Source organism: Chitinophaga sp. SVR4-12A, assembly GCF_056754765.1.
In genome coordinates, this window is record NZ_JBPGWP010000001.1 from 2,357,767 (window position 1) to 2,374,697 (window position 16,931).

Genomic DNA, 16,931 nt, shown 5'->3' on the forward strand with positions numbered 1-16,931 from the left:
ATTTAATTAATTATAATTACTTAGTTGACTAATAATTATTGGTTTATTGCCTTAATAAAGGGAAGTAGACTTTAAAAGTCATCCAGGTTGGCTTTTCTGGCTGGCCAATTGGGATGCCGGCTGGGGGTAGGGATCATGTAACTTTTATTTTAGCAAGCCGTTTAGTTACTGACATACAGCTGTCACATGCTGTCTGGATCTTTGTTTCATCAAACACAAAAAACGATGAGTCAAATCATCCGCTTACTAACTATCACTGTTATGGCTTTATCATTAATGTGCAACCCAAAAAATCCCACAATATGTTCACTGTAATGCCCTTTAAAATCGATGTACAACAGACTGTATTGGACGATCTTAACAACCGCCTTCGTCAGACCCGCTGGCCTGATGCACCAGAGAACATTGGCTGGAAATACGGCACGGATCCTGTATTTCTTCAAAGCCTGGTGGCCTACTGGCAAAATGGTTACGACTGGCGCAAACAGGAAGCCGCGCTTAACGCATTCCCACAGTTCACCGTGGAAATAGACGGCCTTAGCATTCACTTTCTGCACATCAAAAGTAAAAACCCGGATGCCAGGCCTTTGCTGCTTTTGCATGGATGGCCTGATAGCTTCTACCGCTTTTACAAAGTTATTCCTTTATTGACAGATGACTATGATGTGATAGTACCATCTATTCCAGGCTTTGGTTTTTCCAGTCGTGTAGCGCAGACAGACGATGGTTCTGCGAAGATCTTCGCTGCGCTGATGAAAGATGTACTTGGGTACGAAACATTCCTGGCAGCCGGTGGAGATGTAGGCAGCGGGATTACCAGATCACTCGCGAATCTATATCCTGAAAACGTAGCAGCCATTCATCTCACAGATGTGGGATACCCCAACGGCTCGGAAGATTGGAGCACGATGACGAAAGCTGAACAGGAATTCGGACAGGTTATCCAGCAATGGTGGTATACAGAAGGCGCGTATGCCATGCTACACGCTACCAAACCGCAATCGCAGGCTTTTGGTTTGAATGATTCTCCCACAGGCCTTGCTTCCTGGATCATTGAAAAATTCAATACCTGGCGTACACCCGATGGCACTATTGAGGATCATTTTACAAAGGATGAGCTGCTTACGAATATAATGATCTATTGGGTAAGCCAGACGATCAATTCATCCATGCGGACATATGCGGTTGGGGCACATCAACAGCTGGCATCGCATCAAAAGGTAAATGTACCTACAGGCGTGGCGGTATTCGGAGGAGATGCCCCAACACCGAAAGAATGGGCGGAGCGGAAGGTGAATTTAAAGCGGTTCACGGCGATGGAGAAAGGCGGGCATTTTGCGGCGCTGGAAAGCCCGGAGGTGTGGGTGAAGGAGGTGAGTGGATTTTTTAAGGGAGAGGTAACAAAATAGTAATTACGTGGATAATAAAAAGGAAGGCTGAATAGGTCTTCCTTTTTCACTTTGTATTGATTAGGACAAGGTCTACGGCCTAGCCGGCTAACACAGCTTCAAACACTCCGAAAACCTTTAACCGGGATAGCTCGTCACCGTCAAGCACAATATTTTCATACGAGGGATCGGTGGAAAAAGGTTCAAGAATAATACGCTTGTGTTCCCATGTGCCATCCGCGTTATATTCCTTTTCACTGAGGTATCTTTTAACCGTATAATTTGAACCAAAGTCGGCGTCCTGGATGCTGGAATGAGACGCTAATACAATTTCCCCATTTCTGGTTCCCCCTGAGTACTTACGGAATAAACAGACAGCCCCGTTAGGGATCAATTTATTCATTGACTCACCCACTACTTTGCAGGCAAAATGGTCTTTTGTTATTCTTAAACCATTCTGATGCTCTATATGGAACCAAACAACGTCGTCACTCACCCGCTGGCGTTCGCTAAAACTTCCGGCCGCCGCTTTCAAATCATAGAGTGGGACACTATTAATAAACGGTACAACCTGTTCATCTGTCCTGGTGTCACTAGCGGCAGGCGCATTATACAAGGGAATATGACGAGCAAAGTATTCCCGAAGTGCATCATCGCAGACATAAATATAGGTGCCTTTAATACCGCGCAGCATCAATGTCTTATAAATATTAATAATGAATCCCTTTAATTGTTTAGGATCCTTAACACCATGCTTGCCATTTCTATCGTAGTAATTATCCTTCCTAATTATAATCTCTCTTTTTGCCTTATCATAGCCAATCTCGTTACCGAAAATGACGCCCGTGTAGTTTAAGTCGTATCCTTGTACAGTATGAATACAGCCCACCTCATTAATGGCATTGGTCGAATTGATCCAGTTCCTTTTTACACTGTTCCATCGAAGCTTTAATGAGCCTATATTAATATCAAAAGCCTTCTTGTTCTTTTGTGAAGGCCATGGCCAGGCGTAACCAGCCACTACTCTTGCCAGCTCTTCTTGGCTATCTTTCTCTTTAATATGATCAATCATCTGCTCCAAGTCCTGAAAAAGCAGAAAATCATATTTCTTAAATTTAAATTTCTCCTGGTTGGGAATACGCTCACCCTTTAGCAGCTCATCGATAAATTCTACATACTTCAATCCGGCTTTTACGCGAAACTGCGAATTAAGGTAATTCGTTTTCGTACTGGCATTATTTTTTAGAATATCGAATTTTTCCTGAAGTACATCTGAAGGTTTGACTGATTGATATTCATCATAAAAGAATATGTTCTTATCAGACCGTTTTAAGACCCAGTCAAGCTCATCATCTTTTTCCTTATTAAATCCCAGCTCTTCAGACACTTCATCAAAAACGCCGTAATAACTACCCAAATTTATTCTTCTCCGCAACCGATGTGCCTCATCAACCACGACAATATCATAATGATTTTTTCTAAGATCTGTTGGTCCCACTACCATATCTGCCCGCAATCCTTCCACATGTCTGAATATTCTTTGTACAGTTGCCCGAAAGGAGTCCATAGGAATGACCAACGCCATTTTGGGATTAGGCACTTTTTGCTTTAACCGCTGTACAAGCTCTATTATCCGCTGATCCTCGGGGCCAAAAGCGCTGAAATTAAAATCTTCTTCCGCCGTATGCAACAGCTTAAATAAAAAAACGGCTAGCACCGTTTTCCCCGATCCTGCACCACCTTCAATAACAAAACTTTCATATCGGTCATCCAATAATGACTCGAGAATCAATATCAGACTTTTGGTTTGCTCAGGGTCTAATGATTTATAAGGCGAATACTTAAAAAGATCGGAGTTGTCGATTTGCTCCAACGAACGTTTTGTCACTCCTAATGACCGAAGCTCTTCCCAGACAGACTGGAAAATTTCATAATACAACTCTTCCTTTTGATAGTAATTATGATTAACCAAACCGAGATTCCCATTCAGCAATTTATACATCCCATCTCCAGACAGATACTTTATGCAGTTAGCTTCAATGTCAAGTGTAGCTGATTTGTTGAATTGCTTGCTGGAGATCAGGTAGGCTTCATGTAACTTACCTTTTTCAGGATGATTTATGTGGGTTGTCAACCTGGTCTTTATGTCAATTGTTTCGCCAACATATGCGGAGGCATTTCTTTTATTTCTCTCTTTCAGCAAGTAAACAACTGGCCAGAATTCCTCAGGAAAATTTTTATCATCAAGTTGCTTTATTGCTTCCAAATTAAAATCATGCCTTTCAATGGTATACTTCTGCGGGGTTTTCATAGTTCATTATATTTCCTGGCACTGCCTTTTGCTTTTTCAACCGGGTATTTTAACGCATTCTTTTCTATTTTATTACTTACAATTTCAAAGATGTCAAATCCATATTTATCCGCTAATTGCAATGCATAAGTAAAGATGTCTGCCAGTTCCTCCTTTACTTTTTCCGGATCTGCTTCTTCAGCCTTTTTCCATAGAAATAATTCATTCAATTCTGCCGCCTCAATGCTAATTGCTAAAGCCAAATCTTTGGCATTGTGAAACTGGCTCCAGTCACGCTCCTGATTGAATTGCCTGATCTTACCTATTAATGTTTGCAAATCGCCCATAAAACGCCTTTAGATCACGTAATTTAAGAAACTATTGACGATAAAAACTCACCCTTTCTCAGAATTTAGCTATGGCTATCAAAATTGAGATCGCAGTTAGTCTATTGATAGTCAAATTTTACAAACACTGATACCTTATTTCCTCTCCATTTATAAAACACCGTATCAATAAAAAAAACAGCACATCGATCGTTGTTTTCGGTAAAGCCTAATAATGAGTAAGCTGTATTAGGGAATAACAAATTGTGAATAACAAGACTATTGAAATATTCCACCTATGTTGCATAATAAATTCCGTCCTTAAATTTAATAACATGGCGTTGATCTGCTGCGAGAAGATTTTAGAAATTCTGCCTGCTTTTCTTTGAGGATTGTCCTACTTTCGAATTTGCTTTTAGCAGTTGGATCTGTGCCAAAGCTTTGGCATAGGAGGTTTCTGACTGCTGTGCAATGATCTCCCTGCCCTTCAAGGAGAGCACCTCTAACGATATCCTGTAATTTTCTTTGGGCCTCATCACTAATCATTTATACAATAATAATAAAAAAGCCGAAGAACGAAAAGGTAAGGTATTCGGCCGCCTTTATCCGTCAACATAAAATAATTGGATTTCAGCATCTTATATTAAACATATAGATGACGGGGCTGTAAAGTAAAGAACTCGCTTCATACGTTAAGCCTCATCTGGTAATTCTTTACCCGGCCGCTGCTCAAAATAATCACGTTTCTCACCAATCGCCGTTTTAACACAATTCATAATCGCTTCATGCAGATCCGTACCCAAAGCATGCAGCGGGTCAATCGCTTTTACCAATAATGTTCGTAGTTCAAAAAGCTGTTCCCTGTTATATTTCTTTGATGCCTTTACCAATTCCAGCTTCATCAGCTCCGCCTGCTGATCCTGTTTCGGGTTGAAAATTTCATTGATATGGCTGCATTGATGGCAAACGCCATTCTTGTTGATCAGGGCGCACCTGTGCTCAAAAATATCCGTCATAATGTTCCTGGCATCATTTAACAGGTGCTTTACTACACCTTCTGTCTTATCCAGGATAAGACAAATTTCCTTGATTGAAAAATCGTAAATATCCTTTAAGATCAGCGCTACCTGGTTTTCAATGAGCAAAGTTTTTGAGATACAGGTGAAACAGTAATCGATATGCTCTCTCATCTCATAAGCTCCCGCAGGTGAAGTATCATGCGCTGCCCAGAAAGCCCGCCGGATCTCTTCGGAACTTATCGCCAGGTCGGCCCCCCGGTCCTGTGCATCCGGCTGCCATCTCTTTAGTTTCCGCAGATGATCGTAACCAGGTTGGTGGCTATTTTGAATACCCAGGTCTTTAGAGAAGAATGCTGGTTGAAGGTAGATATATTAGTGAATGCCTTGATAAAAGTATCATGGGTCAGGTCGTCTACATCGTCCCGGTCGGTAAGTAAACGGTACAGGTAAGATTTTAGCTGGTCCTGGAATTCGGCAAACAGTGTTTGAAAGGCATTGATGTCGCCTGCTATGGCTGATTGAAGGATGTGTTCTCTTTCCATTCGATCCATTAATAAATGAAAATAAGGTTGCAGCCCTTCTGCTAAAGGGCTGCAACCACTAATGTACTGTATAATGTGCTATAAAATATTCAGCTTACCGCAATCCACATCAACGATATGACTATTGAAAACTACCCCTGTTTCAGCAGCAAGGAAGGCGGCCGTTTCGCCTACTTGTTTCAGTGTCGGACTTGTCTTTAATATGTCGAAAGCCTTGTACTGTGCGATTAACTGCTCTGCAGGTACTCCATATTGTTGTGCGGCGCCATCGATCCATCCGGAGATCCGCTTTGTCTCCATGATGGCGCCTGCACAAATACAGCTCACCTTTATGCCCGCGCCTCCCCATTCAGTGGCCATTACCCGGGTTAAGCCTTCAATAGCTGCACTGGCGGCTGTGATACCTGCCAGGTTAGGCAGCTTGGACCTTGATAATGCGGCGGTAAGCAATATGATAGTCCCTTCAGACTGGGTTTGCATCATATACTTTGCTGCTACTCTGGAAGTAAGGAATTGTGATCCGCAGATCTTTTCCATCGGGGCCATGAATTGTTCGAATGTGGCTTCCGTTGTGGGTGGACGTCCACCCATCTCGTCGTAGCCGAGGCCGATGCCATTGAAGACAACATCCAGTTTGCCGTTATCTGATACCACCTTTTTTAAGAAATTGTCGATCTCTGTTTCATTTAAGGCGTCCACTTTAGCGGCTGCTGCGCGGCCGCCACTGGCGTTGATCTCCTGTGCTAAGGCGTTTACGGCGTTGAGATTCCGGGCAGTGACATACACTTTTGCACCGTGTTGTGAAAATGAGCGGGCAACGGCGCCAGCGATATCTCCGGAGGCGGCAAATACGACGGCCACTTTGTCTTTTAGGTTTTGCATGTTGTTTAGGTTTATCTTTTGACGAATAAGCCCGCGAAAACGATCGGGATTTTTCGAAAAAAATAAACCTGGCTCAGAAGATAGCATGATAAATGGAGAAAGATCACCGTATATTTATCACTAAACAAAACCACTATGGATTCAACAGCCAGCGGTCCAATCTGCGGTATTCGATGACGTGTTAAAGAATATATCGGTAGTTTTTAAAGCCGGTAAGGATACGCATTTGTAGCGGACGAGTATTACTAAGCTCACTCATGCAGCTGTAAGCCGTCTAAGGCTTTATCTACCTTCTTGCTGTCGCCATATACAATAATGCCGACAAGATTAAGGTCCTCGGTGTTGTATTGACGGATCACCGCCAGGTTCTCCTCTTCATTTTTTGTTGCGAAAAGTTCACGCACATATATACCGATATGCAGGTCGCGGTCCCTGGCCCGGTTAAAAGCCCTTTTAACCTGATCCTGCGTTTCCGCCTTATAAACCAGTACGGGATACTTTAAGAAAGGCAGATACGCATTGTCTTGCGCATCTGTCAGCGGAGCACCGTGCGCAGCGGGAAAGGCGATCGCTACAGCGCTGCTTAAGAAGGATGCGACGTTCAATTTTTGCCATACAGGCAGCTCGTTTAAAATGACTATGGCTATTTTCTCCCGGGTCATTGGTTAGTAATTAAAGATTCAATGCTATAGAATACCAAGTAGTGCTTCAAGTAATTACGTAATTACTTACGCAATTTACGACAGACTATTTATGTATCCAAATCGCCTGGGGATTGAGCCATTTTAGTGTAAAGAGTTAATTCAAGAGAAAGAAGCTAACCGGAAGTTACAGGCAAAAAAAAACGGGATATAAAATCCCGTTCAAGTGGAGCTGGCGGGAATCGAACCCGCGTCCAAACATATTCCCCAAAAGCTTTCTACATGCTTATTTACGCATTGATCTGTCGGGACTTGGCAGGGGCGCAACAAACCAACCTCGTCCTTATCCGTTTAAGCTTCAATGCTCACTCACAGAAACCATGAGCATCTATCCTCCTAGGTTTGATGATTCAGCGGCGGCAGTCTTAGCAGGCGCAGACTAGCGGCGGCTATAATGGGTGTCTAATCGCTGATTAGGCAGCCATGGCGTAGTTAGATTCGCCAATTATAGTTTGTATATTCAGATTTACGTGCTAATTATACAACGCACGACATGCTTACACTTTCAAAGACCTATGCTGTCAAAACCAGGCAGCCCCGGTTACATTTAAGAATGCAAATATACGAACTTTTCAGCTATTAGCCATTAGCTCTTAGCCGCTAGCTAAATGCTAAAAGCTAAGAGCTAAAAGCTGTTAAGAAAACCACTTACTAAAGATGTTCCTCCACAGGTCCAGGCCGTTGGCATACAGCAGCAGGCCAAACAAGATCACCATACCTACGATCTGTGCATATTCCAGGAACTTCTCGCTGGGCTTACGGCCCGTAACGATCTCGTACAGCAGGAACAATACGTGGCCGCCGTCCAGTGCGGGGATCGGAAGGATGTTCATGAAGGCCAGGATGATAGACAGCAGGGCCGTCATTTCCCAGAACGACATCCAGTCCCACTCACCGGGGAAGAGGTTGCCAATGCTCAGGAAGCCGCCCAGCGACTCGCTGGCCTTTACTTCCTTGGATACAAAGATGAGCCGCAGCTGCTGCACATATTTTACCAAAGTATTGATACACTTGTTGAAACCAGCCGGAATGGCTTCAAAGAAGGTGTATTTCTTCGTGTTAAGGGAGAAGAACTTGGTCATGTCCCGGTCGAAGTAAACTCCCATCAGGCCGTCCTGGGGTACTTTAACATTGAAGTTCAGGGTATCCTTTCCGCGTACAGCACCCACCTGGATCTGCTGGTTGGCGCGCCCTTTCATCTTCTTCCGGAAATCGCTGAAATAAGCTGTAGGCTCTCCGTTGAGGGAGATGATCTTATCTCCTTTTTTCAAGCCGGCCTTTTCGCCGGCCGACTCTTTCTCAAAATCAGATACGATATAGGGCACACGGGGAATGGCAAAGGGTAATTTCTGCTTGATCATCTGGCGGATAAAGCCCTGTGGAATGGCGATGCTCATCTGCTGCCCGTTACGATCTACCTGGATGCTCTTTGCTTCGCGCAGGATGATCTCTGCAGGGATGGCGCTGAAGTTCTCCACTTTTACACCATCTATAGAAACGATCTTGTCGCCATCGCGCATACCGATGCTTTCTGCCAGGGAATCTACTGCTACACCGTACTTTACTGCGGTGGTAGGCAGGTAGGTTTCGCCCCAGTACCATAACATCATTGCATATATAAGGAAACCTAATATCAGGTTAACGGTAACGCCACCTATCATAATGATGAGGCGCTGCCAGGCGGGTTTGGAGCGGAATTCCCAGGGTTGCGGCTCTTTCGCCATCTGGTCGCGGTCCATACTCTCATCGATCATTCCGGAGATCTTCACATAGCCGCCCAGGGGCAACCAGCCAACACCGTATTCGGTTTCGCCTTTCTTGAATTTGAATAAGGAAAACCAGGGGTCAAAGAAGAGATAGAATTTCTCCACCTTGGTTTTGAATAGCTTGGCCGGGATAAAGTGCCCTAATTCGTGTAACACTACAAGGATAGACAGCGATAGGATCAACTGTCCGGCCTTCACTAATATTTCTTGTGTTGTCATGTAACTTAAAAGATCTAAATAGATAAAAGCATCCGCCTGTTAAAATATTACAATTATTACGATTATTATGAATGATTTCAGATCACAATGGCATTGATCAGTGTAGCCGCGTGCTCACGGGCTGCAGTATCGCTTTCATAATAATCATGTAAAGTGGGCACTTCGATGAAGGGCACCTTTACCAGGGTTTCCTCTATTACTTCCGTCATTTGCAGGAACCCGATGCGGTTTTTCAAAAAGGCGTGTACCACCTCTTCATTAGCTGCATTCAGCACACAGGCCGCATTACCGCCCTTTCTGAGTGCTTCTATGGCTACCGCAAGGTTACGGAAAGTTTTAACATCAGGCTGCTCAAAAGTGAGGGAAGGGTAATTTTTGAATGAGAACCTCGGAAAATCGTTGGATAGGCGATCCGGATACCCCAGCGCATACTGTATGGGCAGTTTCATATCCGGCAGGCCCATCTGTGCCTTGATAGAGCCGTCATTGAACTGTACCAGTGAATGTATGATGGATTGCGGATGGATCACTACCTCGATCTGGTCGGGCTCCAGGTCAAACAGCCAGCGTGCCTCAATCATTTCCAGCCCTTTGTTCATGAGGGTGGCAGAGTCGATGGTTATTTTGGCGCCCATGCTCCAGTTAGGATGCTGCAGGGCGTGGTCTTTCTTTACATTGATCAGGAAATTGGGCTTCTTGCCCAGGAAAGGCCCGCCGGAAGCAGTAAGGATCACCTTCTCCACCTGGTTGGAACGTTCGCCCTGCAGGCATTGGAAAATGGCGGAATGTTCGGAATCCACGGGGATCACGGGTACATTCCTTTTCCTGGCGGCGGCCATTACAATGTCACCGGCCACTACCAGGGTTTCCTTGTTGGCCAGGGCCACAGGAGTACCGTGCTCGATGGCCGATAAGGTGGGAGCTAAGCCAGCAAAGCCCATGATGGCGGCCAGCATCATATCTATATTATCCCAGGCGGCCACTTCTACCATGGCGCGGTTTCCTGCAAATACCTTGATCCCTTTGTCGAATAATACGTTCTTTAGGTTCTCATACTGGCTTTCGTCGGCTATCACTACGGCATTGGGCCTGAATTTCAGCGCCTGTTCAATGAGCAGGTCTGCATTTTGGCGGGCGGTGAGCACCTCTACCCTGAACTTATCGGGGTGGGCTGCTATCACCTCCAATGCCTGTATACCAATGGAACCGGTGGAGCCAAATATGGCTATGTTCTTCTTAGTCATTGTACAATAATATCAATTATCACTGATTTAAGATTGCATGGCTACTGTTAAATGTTTTGCAATCTTTTGTCACTGAAGATATTGCATCAGCTGTTCTGCCAGCGTTCTGTCGTTGCTTAAACGGGGTACTTTATTCTGGCCGCCTAATTTACCGATGGACTTCATAAAGTCTATAAAGCCCTGCCGGCGTATAGGCCTGATCTTCAGGGGTTGTAATATATTGCCTGTCAGCAGGTCATTATAATAAATATTCTTTTGCCTGAGATGATGGTCTACTTTGGCTGCAAAGGTAGATAAATCAGACGGCATGGTCTCAAACTCTACAAACCATTCGTGGTAAGGCAGCTCTCCGTTGGTCTGTACCATGGGCGCCACCGTAAACTCCGTGATCCGTACCTGTTCTTCCGCGGCCACTTTCATCAGGCTGTACTCTACCTCTTCCCCTATCACGTGCTCGCCAAAGGCTGATATAAAATGCTTTATGCGGCCTGTCACCACTATACGGTAAGGGTTGAGCGATACAAATTTAATGGTATCACCAATATTATAACCCCACAAACCTGCATTGCTGTTAATGATCAGGGCATAGTTCACCCCCAGTTTCACTTCTTTGAGCGAGAGGCGGGTGGGATTTTCTGAAAAGATCTCCTGTGCGGGCACGAATTCGAAGAAGATGCCGGAATTGGTATTCAGCAGAAGGCCTTCCTGTCCCTGTGTATCCTGGAAGGCGATGAAGCCTTCTGATGCCGGGAAGGTTTCTATCGTGCGTATAGGCCTGCCGATGGATTCCATCAGCTTGGCGCGGTAGGGCTCAAAGTTCACGCCGCCATATACCAGCAGGTCGAGGTTTTTGAACAGCTCTCCCACGGTCTTGCCGCTACGTTCTGTAAGCCGGTCGAAGTACATCTGTACCCATGGCGGAATACCGCTGATCAGCGTCATGTTCTGGTTAATGGTCTCTTCTACGATCTTGTCAAGCTTGGTTTCCCAGTCATCGATACAGTTGGTTTCGTAGGTGGGCAGCTGGTTGGTGCGCAGGTAGCCCGGTACGTGGTGATTCACAATGCCGCTCAGCCGGCCGGTGGGGATGCCGCCTATCCGCTCCAGTTCAGGGGAGCCGGAGAGGAAGATCATCTTGCCGTCGGCAAAGGCAGTATTGCCTGTTTCCGCCATATACACCAGTAAGGCGTTACGGGCGGTATCAATATGATTGGAAATGGAATCTTTGGTGATGGGTATATATTTAATACCACTGGTGGTGCCGGAAGTTTTGGCGAGGTAGATGGGCTGGCCTTTCCACAGCACATTGTGTCTGCCTTCCTTTATTTTATTAATATATGGCTTGAACTGTTCATAATCCCGGATGGGGACAGCCGCTTTAAAATCATTGTATGTTTGGACGGCGTCAAAATTGTGGTCTTTGCCAAAATCCGTTTTTCTGCCTGTTTTTATCAAATCCTCCAGGATCCCTTCCTGGTCTTCTACCGCCCTTTGCATTTCCTTCCTGATCCTGCCGTTCACAATGGAAGCAAATGGTTTGGCAAGTAGTGACTTAAACTTCATGCCCTATAGTTTAAAAATGAAAGTAGTCCAATAATCGAAATGACAAAAGTATAAAAATTGCAGGGGCAAGATAACTGTTTTTATTAACAGTCCCGGAGCAGGGGGTTGTGGAACGGGATTTGTGGACTATTAAATAAAAAAACGTATCTTTGAAAAGAATAAGCTCTTTCTCAATTAGGGTCATTAGCTTATATGTTGCAATTTGCTTTTAATTTAGCATTACTAAAAAAAAGCAGAAAAGTTTGTCATTTAGAAAACAAGTGGTACTTTTGCAGGAAATTATTTTTGGATAACTATGTTTGCAGTTGTAAAAATCGCAGGTCAGCAATTTAAAGTACAAAAAGACCAGGAAATCTTTGTACAGCAGTTAGAGGGTAACATTGGAGACAAAGTTGAATTCTCTGAAGTGCTGTTAACAGATAACGCTGGCGCGCTGACAATAGGTACTGATGTAAAATCAGTGGTAAAAGCAGAGATCCTTGGCCACGTACAGGGTGACAAAGTGATCGCTTTCAAAATGAAGAGAAGAAAAGGCTTCAGAAAGAAAGTTGGTCATCGTGCACACTTTACAAAGATCAAGATCAATGATATTGCTTAATTTCTTAAAAGTATAAACTCTAGAATAGAATGGCACACAAAAAAGGTGAAGGTAGCGTTAAGAACGGCCGCGATTCCCAGAGCAAAAGGCTGGGAGTAAAGATTTTCGGTGGGCAACCTGCTATCGCCGGTAACATAATTATCCGCCAGAGGGGTACCGTATACCATCCTGGTCAGAACGTAGGTCTTGGTAAAGATTTTACAATTTTTGCCACGACTGATGGTGTAGTTGAATTCCGTAAAGGACGTGAGAATAAAACCTACGTTTCCGTTAAGAGCATTTAATTTGACACCACCGCGCAGGTGAAAGGCCTGTAATACGGTGATTGCCATAAAGTTTTTTTTAATACCCAATTTTTCATTTACTAACCCAAATTCAAAAAACAATGGCAACAATTAAAAAAGCTGCTAAAAAAGCAGCGCCTAAGAAAAAAGCTGCTGCTAAGAAAGCTGCTCCTAAAAAGAAAGCTGCTGCTAAGAAAGCCGCTCCTAAAAAGAAAGCTGCTGCTAAGAAAGCCGCTCCTAAAAAGAAAGCTGCTGCTAAGAAAGCCGCTCCTAAAAAGAAAGCTGCTGCTAAGAAAGCCGCTCCTAAAAAGAAAGCTGCTGCTAAGAAGGCTGCTCCTAAAAAGAAAGCTGCTGCTAAGAAAGCCGCTCCGAAGAAGAAAGCTGCTGCGAAGAAGAAATCTTCTCCGTCAACATCTACTCCTTCAGCACCTTCAGCTCCGGCCATGTAAGATCGGATTTACAACTTGTAGAATAAAGGTCCCGGCACAAAATGTCGGGATCTTTTTTTTGCCCCTGCCCCACCGGATGTTATCGGAAACCATAAATCTTATTAGCTTGCGGTTCTTAGCCAAAAGCCCACTTATGGATAATTACAGCATAGCCGATAACTTCTCCCTCCTCTCCAAACTGATGGACATCCACGGAGAGGACAGCTTCAAAGCCAAATCATTTGCCAGCGCCGCCTTTACGATAGAAAAGCTGCCCCTGCAGCTGAAAGATACCGCTGCCGAAGAGATAGCCCGCATTAAAGGCATTGGCAGCTCTACCAATAAAGCCATCCAGGAGATGCTGCTTACCGGTCGTTTATCCCTGCTGGAAACCTTTGTGGCCAAAACACCTCCCGGCATACTGGAGATGCTCAAGATAAAAGGCCTCGGACCCAAGAAAATAGCCGCCATCTGGAAGGAACTGGAAGTGGAAAACCTGGGTGAACTGCTCTACGCCTGTAATGAGAACCGCCTGATGCTGCTGAAGGGATTCGGTCAAAAAACCCAGGATAGCGTACAACAAAGCATAGAATTCTATTTTTCCAACCGTGAACGATTCCTCTACGCAGAAGTAGCAAGCCTGGCCCAGGACGTGGAAAAACGCCTGCAGCAGGCATTGGCCCCCGCACCGGTCGAACTGACCGGGGGCATACGCCGTACAGAGGTGATCATCGATGAAATAGCACTGGTAGCGGGCGCCGCACCGGCCATTATTCAACAACACCTGGGCGCTATACCCGAGTTCAAACTGCTGGAAGAAACCATGGAGTCACAGCTATGGCAGCACGAACAACTGGTAAAGATCCGTATCTATCCCTGCCAGCCCGACGATTTTGCCAAAACACTCTTTGTTACCAGCGCTGATGCTGCGTTCCTCGAACATTTCGATGCAGCCGGCAATGCTGCTTCCTTCCTGGAAGGCAGCATAACAGAAGCGGAGATCTTTGAAAAAGCCAGCCTGGATTATATTGAGCCCTGCATGCGCAACGGCGGACTAGCCATTGACCTTGCCAAACGGAAACAGCTGCCGGTGCTGATCAAACCGGAAGACATCAAAGGCATCATCCACTCGCACAGCCAGTGGAGCGATGGTTTACACAGCCTGGAAGCCATGGCCGTGGCAGCCAAAGCACAGGGATTGGAATACCTGGTGATCAGCGATCACTCCCGCTCCGCCTTTTATGCCAACGGTCTCAGTATCGAACGTGTACAGGAACAGCACGCACAGATAGATGAACTGAATAAAAAGCTCGCGCCTTTCCGCATTTTTAAGAGCATAGAGGCCGATATCCTGAACGACGGCAGCCTGGACTATCCTGATGAAGTGCTGGCCAGCTTTGACCTCGTTATTGCTTCTGTGCATTCCAACCTGAAAATGACGGAAGAAAAAGCAATGGCCCGTTTACTGAAAGCTATTGAGAACCCCTATACTACCATACTAGGACACATGACCGGCCGCCTGCTGCTAAGCCGTAACGGTTACCCGGTCAATCATCAGCAGATCATTGACGCATGCGTTGCACATGGGGTAGTGATAGAGCTGAACGCCCACCCACGGCGGCTGGATATGGACTGGCAATGGCTGCCTTATGCGCTTGAAAAGCATGCGCTTATCTCCATTGATCCGGATGCGCATAGCATAGATGGTTTTGCAGATACATATTACGGCACACTGGCTGCCCGCAAAGGCGGCCTTACCAAAGAACGTAACCTGAGCAGCTTTAGCAGGGAAGCGCTGGAAGCATTCCTGCAGGCAAGAAAAAAATATTAATAATGAATAATTAAGAATTAATAATAGTGGAACAGGTACTACGGCCGGACACTTGCGCCGGGATTATTCATTATTAATTCTTAATTCTTAATTAATACCATGGAACTACTGATAAAAGACGCAAGCACCGCAGATATCCCGCTCATACAGGAGCTCACCGATAAGATATGGCGGCCCACCTACCAGCATATCCTCACGCCGGAGCAGATTGACTACATGATCAACCTCATGTACAGCACCGCCTCCCTCAGCAGGCAGATGGACGAGCTCCAGCATCGCTTTATACTGCTGTATGAAGGAACAAAGGCTATCGGGTTTGCTGCTTACAGCACTACCGATATAGCCGGTATCTATAAGCTGCATAAGATCTACCTGGATGGCAGCTACCAGGGCCGCGGCGTTGGCAAGTTCCTCATTAACGCCGTAATAGCGCGCGTAAAAGCGCAGCAGGCACATATCCTCGAACTGGATGTAAACAGGCATAATAAAGCCCGTTATTTCTACGAGAAACAGGGATTCGTTGTTGTTAAGAAGAAAGATACGGATATAGGTAAGGGTTACCTGATGAACGACTACGTGATGCAGAAAACTTTATAAGCAGCTATAAAAAAGCAGCCTGGTAAGAAATACCAGGCTGATTCCCATGTTAACCATTAAAAAGACACAACTTCATTTATGTTTTCGATGCTCTGTAAGTGTATACGGCAATAAGTTTACCGTCTTATATTACTATTTACGACAATGCTATCCGCCCGGATTTAGCAGGCCACAACTTTTTATAATCAACTATTTGTTAGCAGCTAATACATAATGAAAAAGTTCCCACGAGGCAAGTATGCGGGAACTTTTTCGTAAAAAGCAGGTGTATATCTTTAATGGGCTGCGTAAATACACAGGGATGACCGGCCTTAGAAATAGCGCGGCACTAACTCACGCTCAGTACCAGACCATTGGAAACGGTAGTTCAGCATGATCTCATGCGAAACCGACTGAGCGCCTTTGAGATTGGACGACATAGGCGTATCGTAAGAATAGCCTACCATGAAATTGTTGGTGAGCTGTACCTGCACCAGTGCCCCGATGGTCTTTTCCGATCTCCAGGAGGCGCCCAGCCATACCAGCTCCTTGATCAGCACACTGGTGTTAAAGTCAATACCCAACGGCGATCCTTTTACTTTGCGCACTACAACATTGGGCTTTACCTTCACATTCTCTCCTGCATCGAAGAGATAACCGGCGGTAAGGTAATAATGGGTGTTGTAAACGATCTTGTTCACTTTGTTCCCTACGTCAAAACTCTGGAAGGTTGGAGATGAAAGGCCGACATAAAATTTATCTGCGAACAGCGCGAAACCAAAGCCCACTTCTGATTTGAAGTAGCTTTCATTCTGCGCGAAGATCGGGTCAGTTGTAGTGAGCGCACTGTTATTCTCCCTGAACTGCGACATGCCTACTTTTAAGCCCAGCGCCAGGCGCAGGTTCTCATTGAGGTCTACACGCTGCGATATATGAAAGTTAAGGCCCGTACGCGATTGCACCGTGATCTTTTCATTCATAGCGGAAAAACCTATGCTGGTGTTGGTTTCCTTGAACGGCGTATAGAATGTGAAAGAAACTGTTTTAGGCGCACCATCAACACCTACCCACTGGTTACGGCCTATGAGGGTCATGCTGGCTGATTGATCAATACTGGGATAAGCAGGATTGATCAGCATGCCGTTCATTGCATACTGGGAGTAGATAGGATCCTGCTGGGCGCGGACTGGCAGGTAACAGCCTATTCCCAGCAAGAGCGCTGCCAGCAGTTTAAAACAGCGCTTCCGTGTATCTATGATCAGCATTTTCTCCAT

At 45.3% G+C, this 16,931-nt stretch carries 18 protein-coding genes and 1 other RNA gene; 5 read left to right on the top strand and 14 right to left on the bottom strand.

The window, feature by feature from the left end:
- The first annotated feature begins 302 nt into the window (after positions 1–302).
- Positions 303–1,409, top strand: a complete 1,107-nt coding sequence (locus ACR9Y8_RS09570) for an epoxide hydrolase family protein (RefSeq protein ID WP_481213031.1) — start codon at positions 303–305, stop codon at positions 1,407–1,409.
- 79 nt (positions 1,410–1,488) lie between these two features.
- On the opposite strand, the gene ACR9Y8_RS09575 is transcribed toward ACR9Y8_RS09570, so the two are convergent.
- The 12 genes from ACR9Y8_RS09575 to ACR9Y8_RS09630 all read right to left on the bottom strand — a co-directional run bounded on the left by ACR9Y8_RS09575 (position 1,489) and on the right by ACR9Y8_RS09630 (position 11,940).
- Positions 1,489–3,699 carry a DNA/RNA helicase domain-containing protein gene (locus ACR9Y8_RS09575; RefSeq protein WP_481213032.1) on the bottom strand — a complete coding sequence of 737 codons (2,211 nt, stop codon included), beginning with the start codon at positions 3,697–3,699 and terminating at the stop codon, positions 1,489–1,491.
- Positions 3,696–4,025, bottom strand: coding sequence for a nucleotide pyrophosphohydrolase (locus tag ACR9Y8_RS09580; RefSeq protein WP_481213033.1), 330 nt, complete (start codon positions 4,023–4,025; stop codon positions 3,696–3,698). The genes ACR9Y8_RS09575 and ACR9Y8_RS09580 overlap by 4 nt, the downstream gene beginning before the upstream one ends.
- 101 nt (positions 4,026–4,126) lie before the next feature.
- On the bottom strand, positions 4,127–4,300 hold the full coding sequence (locus ACR9Y8_RS09585; protein ID WP_481213034.1) for a putative polyvalent protein kinase domain-containing protein: 174 nt from the start codon (positions 4,298–4,300) through the stop codon (positions 4,127–4,129).
- A gap of 66 nt (positions 4,301–4,366) precedes the next feature.
- Positions 4,367–4,540: a hypothetical protein gene (locus ACR9Y8_RS09590; RefSeq protein WP_481213035.1), complete on the bottom strand. Its 174-nt coding sequence runs from the start codon at positions 4,538–4,540 to the stop codon at positions 4,367–4,369.
- 156 nt (positions 4,541–4,696) lie between these two features.
- Complete coding sequence (locus ACR9Y8_RS09595) at positions 4,697–5,149, bottom strand: hypothetical protein (RefSeq protein ID WP_481213036.1); 453 nt, start codon at positions 5,147–5,149, stop codon at positions 4,697–4,699.
- Positions 5,150–5,307: 158 nt separating this feature from the next.
- Complete coding sequence (locus ACR9Y8_RS09600) at positions 5,308–5,565, bottom strand: RNA polymerase sigma factor (protein WP_481213037.1); 258 nt, start codon at positions 5,563–5,565, stop codon at positions 5,308–5,310.
- Between the two features lie 78 nt (positions 5,566–5,643).
- Positions 5,644–6,447: an SDR family NAD(P)-dependent oxidoreductase gene (locus tag ACR9Y8_RS09605; protein WP_481213038.1), complete on the bottom strand. Its 804-nt coding sequence runs from the start codon at positions 6,445–6,447 to the stop codon at positions 5,644–5,646.
- A gap of 251 nt (positions 6,448–6,698) precedes the next feature.
- Positions 6,699–7,109 (bottom strand): DUF2000 family protein, encoded by a 411-nt coding sequence (locus ACR9Y8_RS09610; RefSeq protein WP_481213039.1) that lies wholly within the window; start codon positions 7,107–7,109, stop codon positions 6,699–6,701.
- A 203-nt stretch (positions 7,110–7,312) separates the two neighbouring features.
- Positions 7,313–7,687, bottom strand: a transfer-messenger RNA (tmRNA) gene (gene ssrA / locus ACR9Y8_RS09615).
- Positions 7,688–7,783: 96 nt separating this feature from the next.
- Entirely contained in the window at positions 7,784–9,133 is a 1,350-nt protein-coding gene (gene rseP / locus ACR9Y8_RS09620) for an RIP metalloprotease RseP (RefSeq protein WP_481213040.1), read from the bottom strand.
- A gap of 77 nt (positions 9,134–9,210) precedes the next feature.
- The gene (locus ACR9Y8_RS09625; RefSeq protein ID WP_481213041.1) at positions 9,211–10,377 is read right to left on the bottom strand and encodes a 1-deoxy-D-xylulose-5-phosphate reductoisomerase; all 1,167 of its coding nucleotides are present in this window, start codon (positions 10,375–10,377) and stop codon (positions 9,211–9,213) included.
- Positions 10,378–10,446: 69 nt separating this feature from the next.
- The gene (locus ACR9Y8_RS09630; RefSeq protein WP_481213042.1) at positions 10,447–11,940 is read right to left on the bottom strand and encodes a GH3 auxin-responsive promoter family protein; all 1,494 of its coding nucleotides are present in this window, start codon (positions 11,938–11,940) and stop codon (positions 10,447–10,449) included.
- A 295-nt stretch (positions 11,941–12,235) separates the two neighbouring features.
- On the opposite strand from ACR9Y8_RS09630, the gene rplU reads away from it, so the two are divergent.
- Together rplU and rpmA are read left to right on the top strand one after the other, a co-directional pair.
- Positions 12,236–12,538 (top strand): 50S ribosomal protein L21, encoded by a 303-nt coding sequence (gene rplU / locus ACR9Y8_RS09635; protein ID WP_481213043.1) that lies wholly within the window; start codon positions 12,236–12,238, stop codon positions 12,536–12,538.
- A gap of 29 nt (positions 12,539–12,567) precedes the next feature.
- On the top strand, positions 12,568–12,822 hold the full coding sequence (rpmA, locus tag ACR9Y8_RS09640) for a 50S ribosomal protein L27 (protein ID WP_481213044.1): 255 nt from the start codon (positions 12,568–12,570) through the stop codon (positions 12,820–12,822).
- Positions 12,823–12,913: 91 nt separating this feature from the next.
- Here the strand turns inward: rpmA and ACR9Y8_RS09645 are convergent, their stop codons facing one another.
- Positions 12,914–13,267, bottom strand: a complete 354-nt coding sequence (locus ACR9Y8_RS09645) for a hypothetical protein (protein ID WP_481213045.1) — start codon at positions 13,265–13,267, stop codon at positions 12,914–12,916.
- Between the two features lie 137 nt (positions 13,268–13,404).
- Here ACR9Y8_RS09645 and ACR9Y8_RS09650 point away from each other — a divergent pair, with 137 nt between their 5' ends.
- Both ACR9Y8_RS09650 and ACR9Y8_RS09655 read left to right on the top strand, forming a co-directional pair.
- Complete coding sequence (locus ACR9Y8_RS09650) at positions 13,405–15,081, top strand: helix-hairpin-helix domain-containing protein (RefSeq protein ID WP_481213046.1); 1,677 nt, start codon at positions 13,405–13,407, stop codon at positions 15,079–15,081.
- A gap of 99 nt (positions 15,082–15,180) precedes the next feature.
- On the top strand, positions 15,181–15,678 hold the full coding sequence (locus ACR9Y8_RS09655; RefSeq protein WP_481213047.1) for an N-acetyltransferase family protein: 498 nt from the start codon (positions 15,181–15,183) through the stop codon (positions 15,676–15,678).
- Between the two features lie 311 nt (positions 15,679–15,989).
- On the opposite strand, the gene ACR9Y8_RS09660 is transcribed toward ACR9Y8_RS09655, so the two are convergent.
- Positions 15,990–16,931, bottom strand: coding sequence for a PorP/SprF family type IX secretion system membrane protein (locus tag ACR9Y8_RS09660; protein WP_481213048.1), 942 nt, complete (start codon positions 16,929–16,931; stop codon positions 15,990–15,992).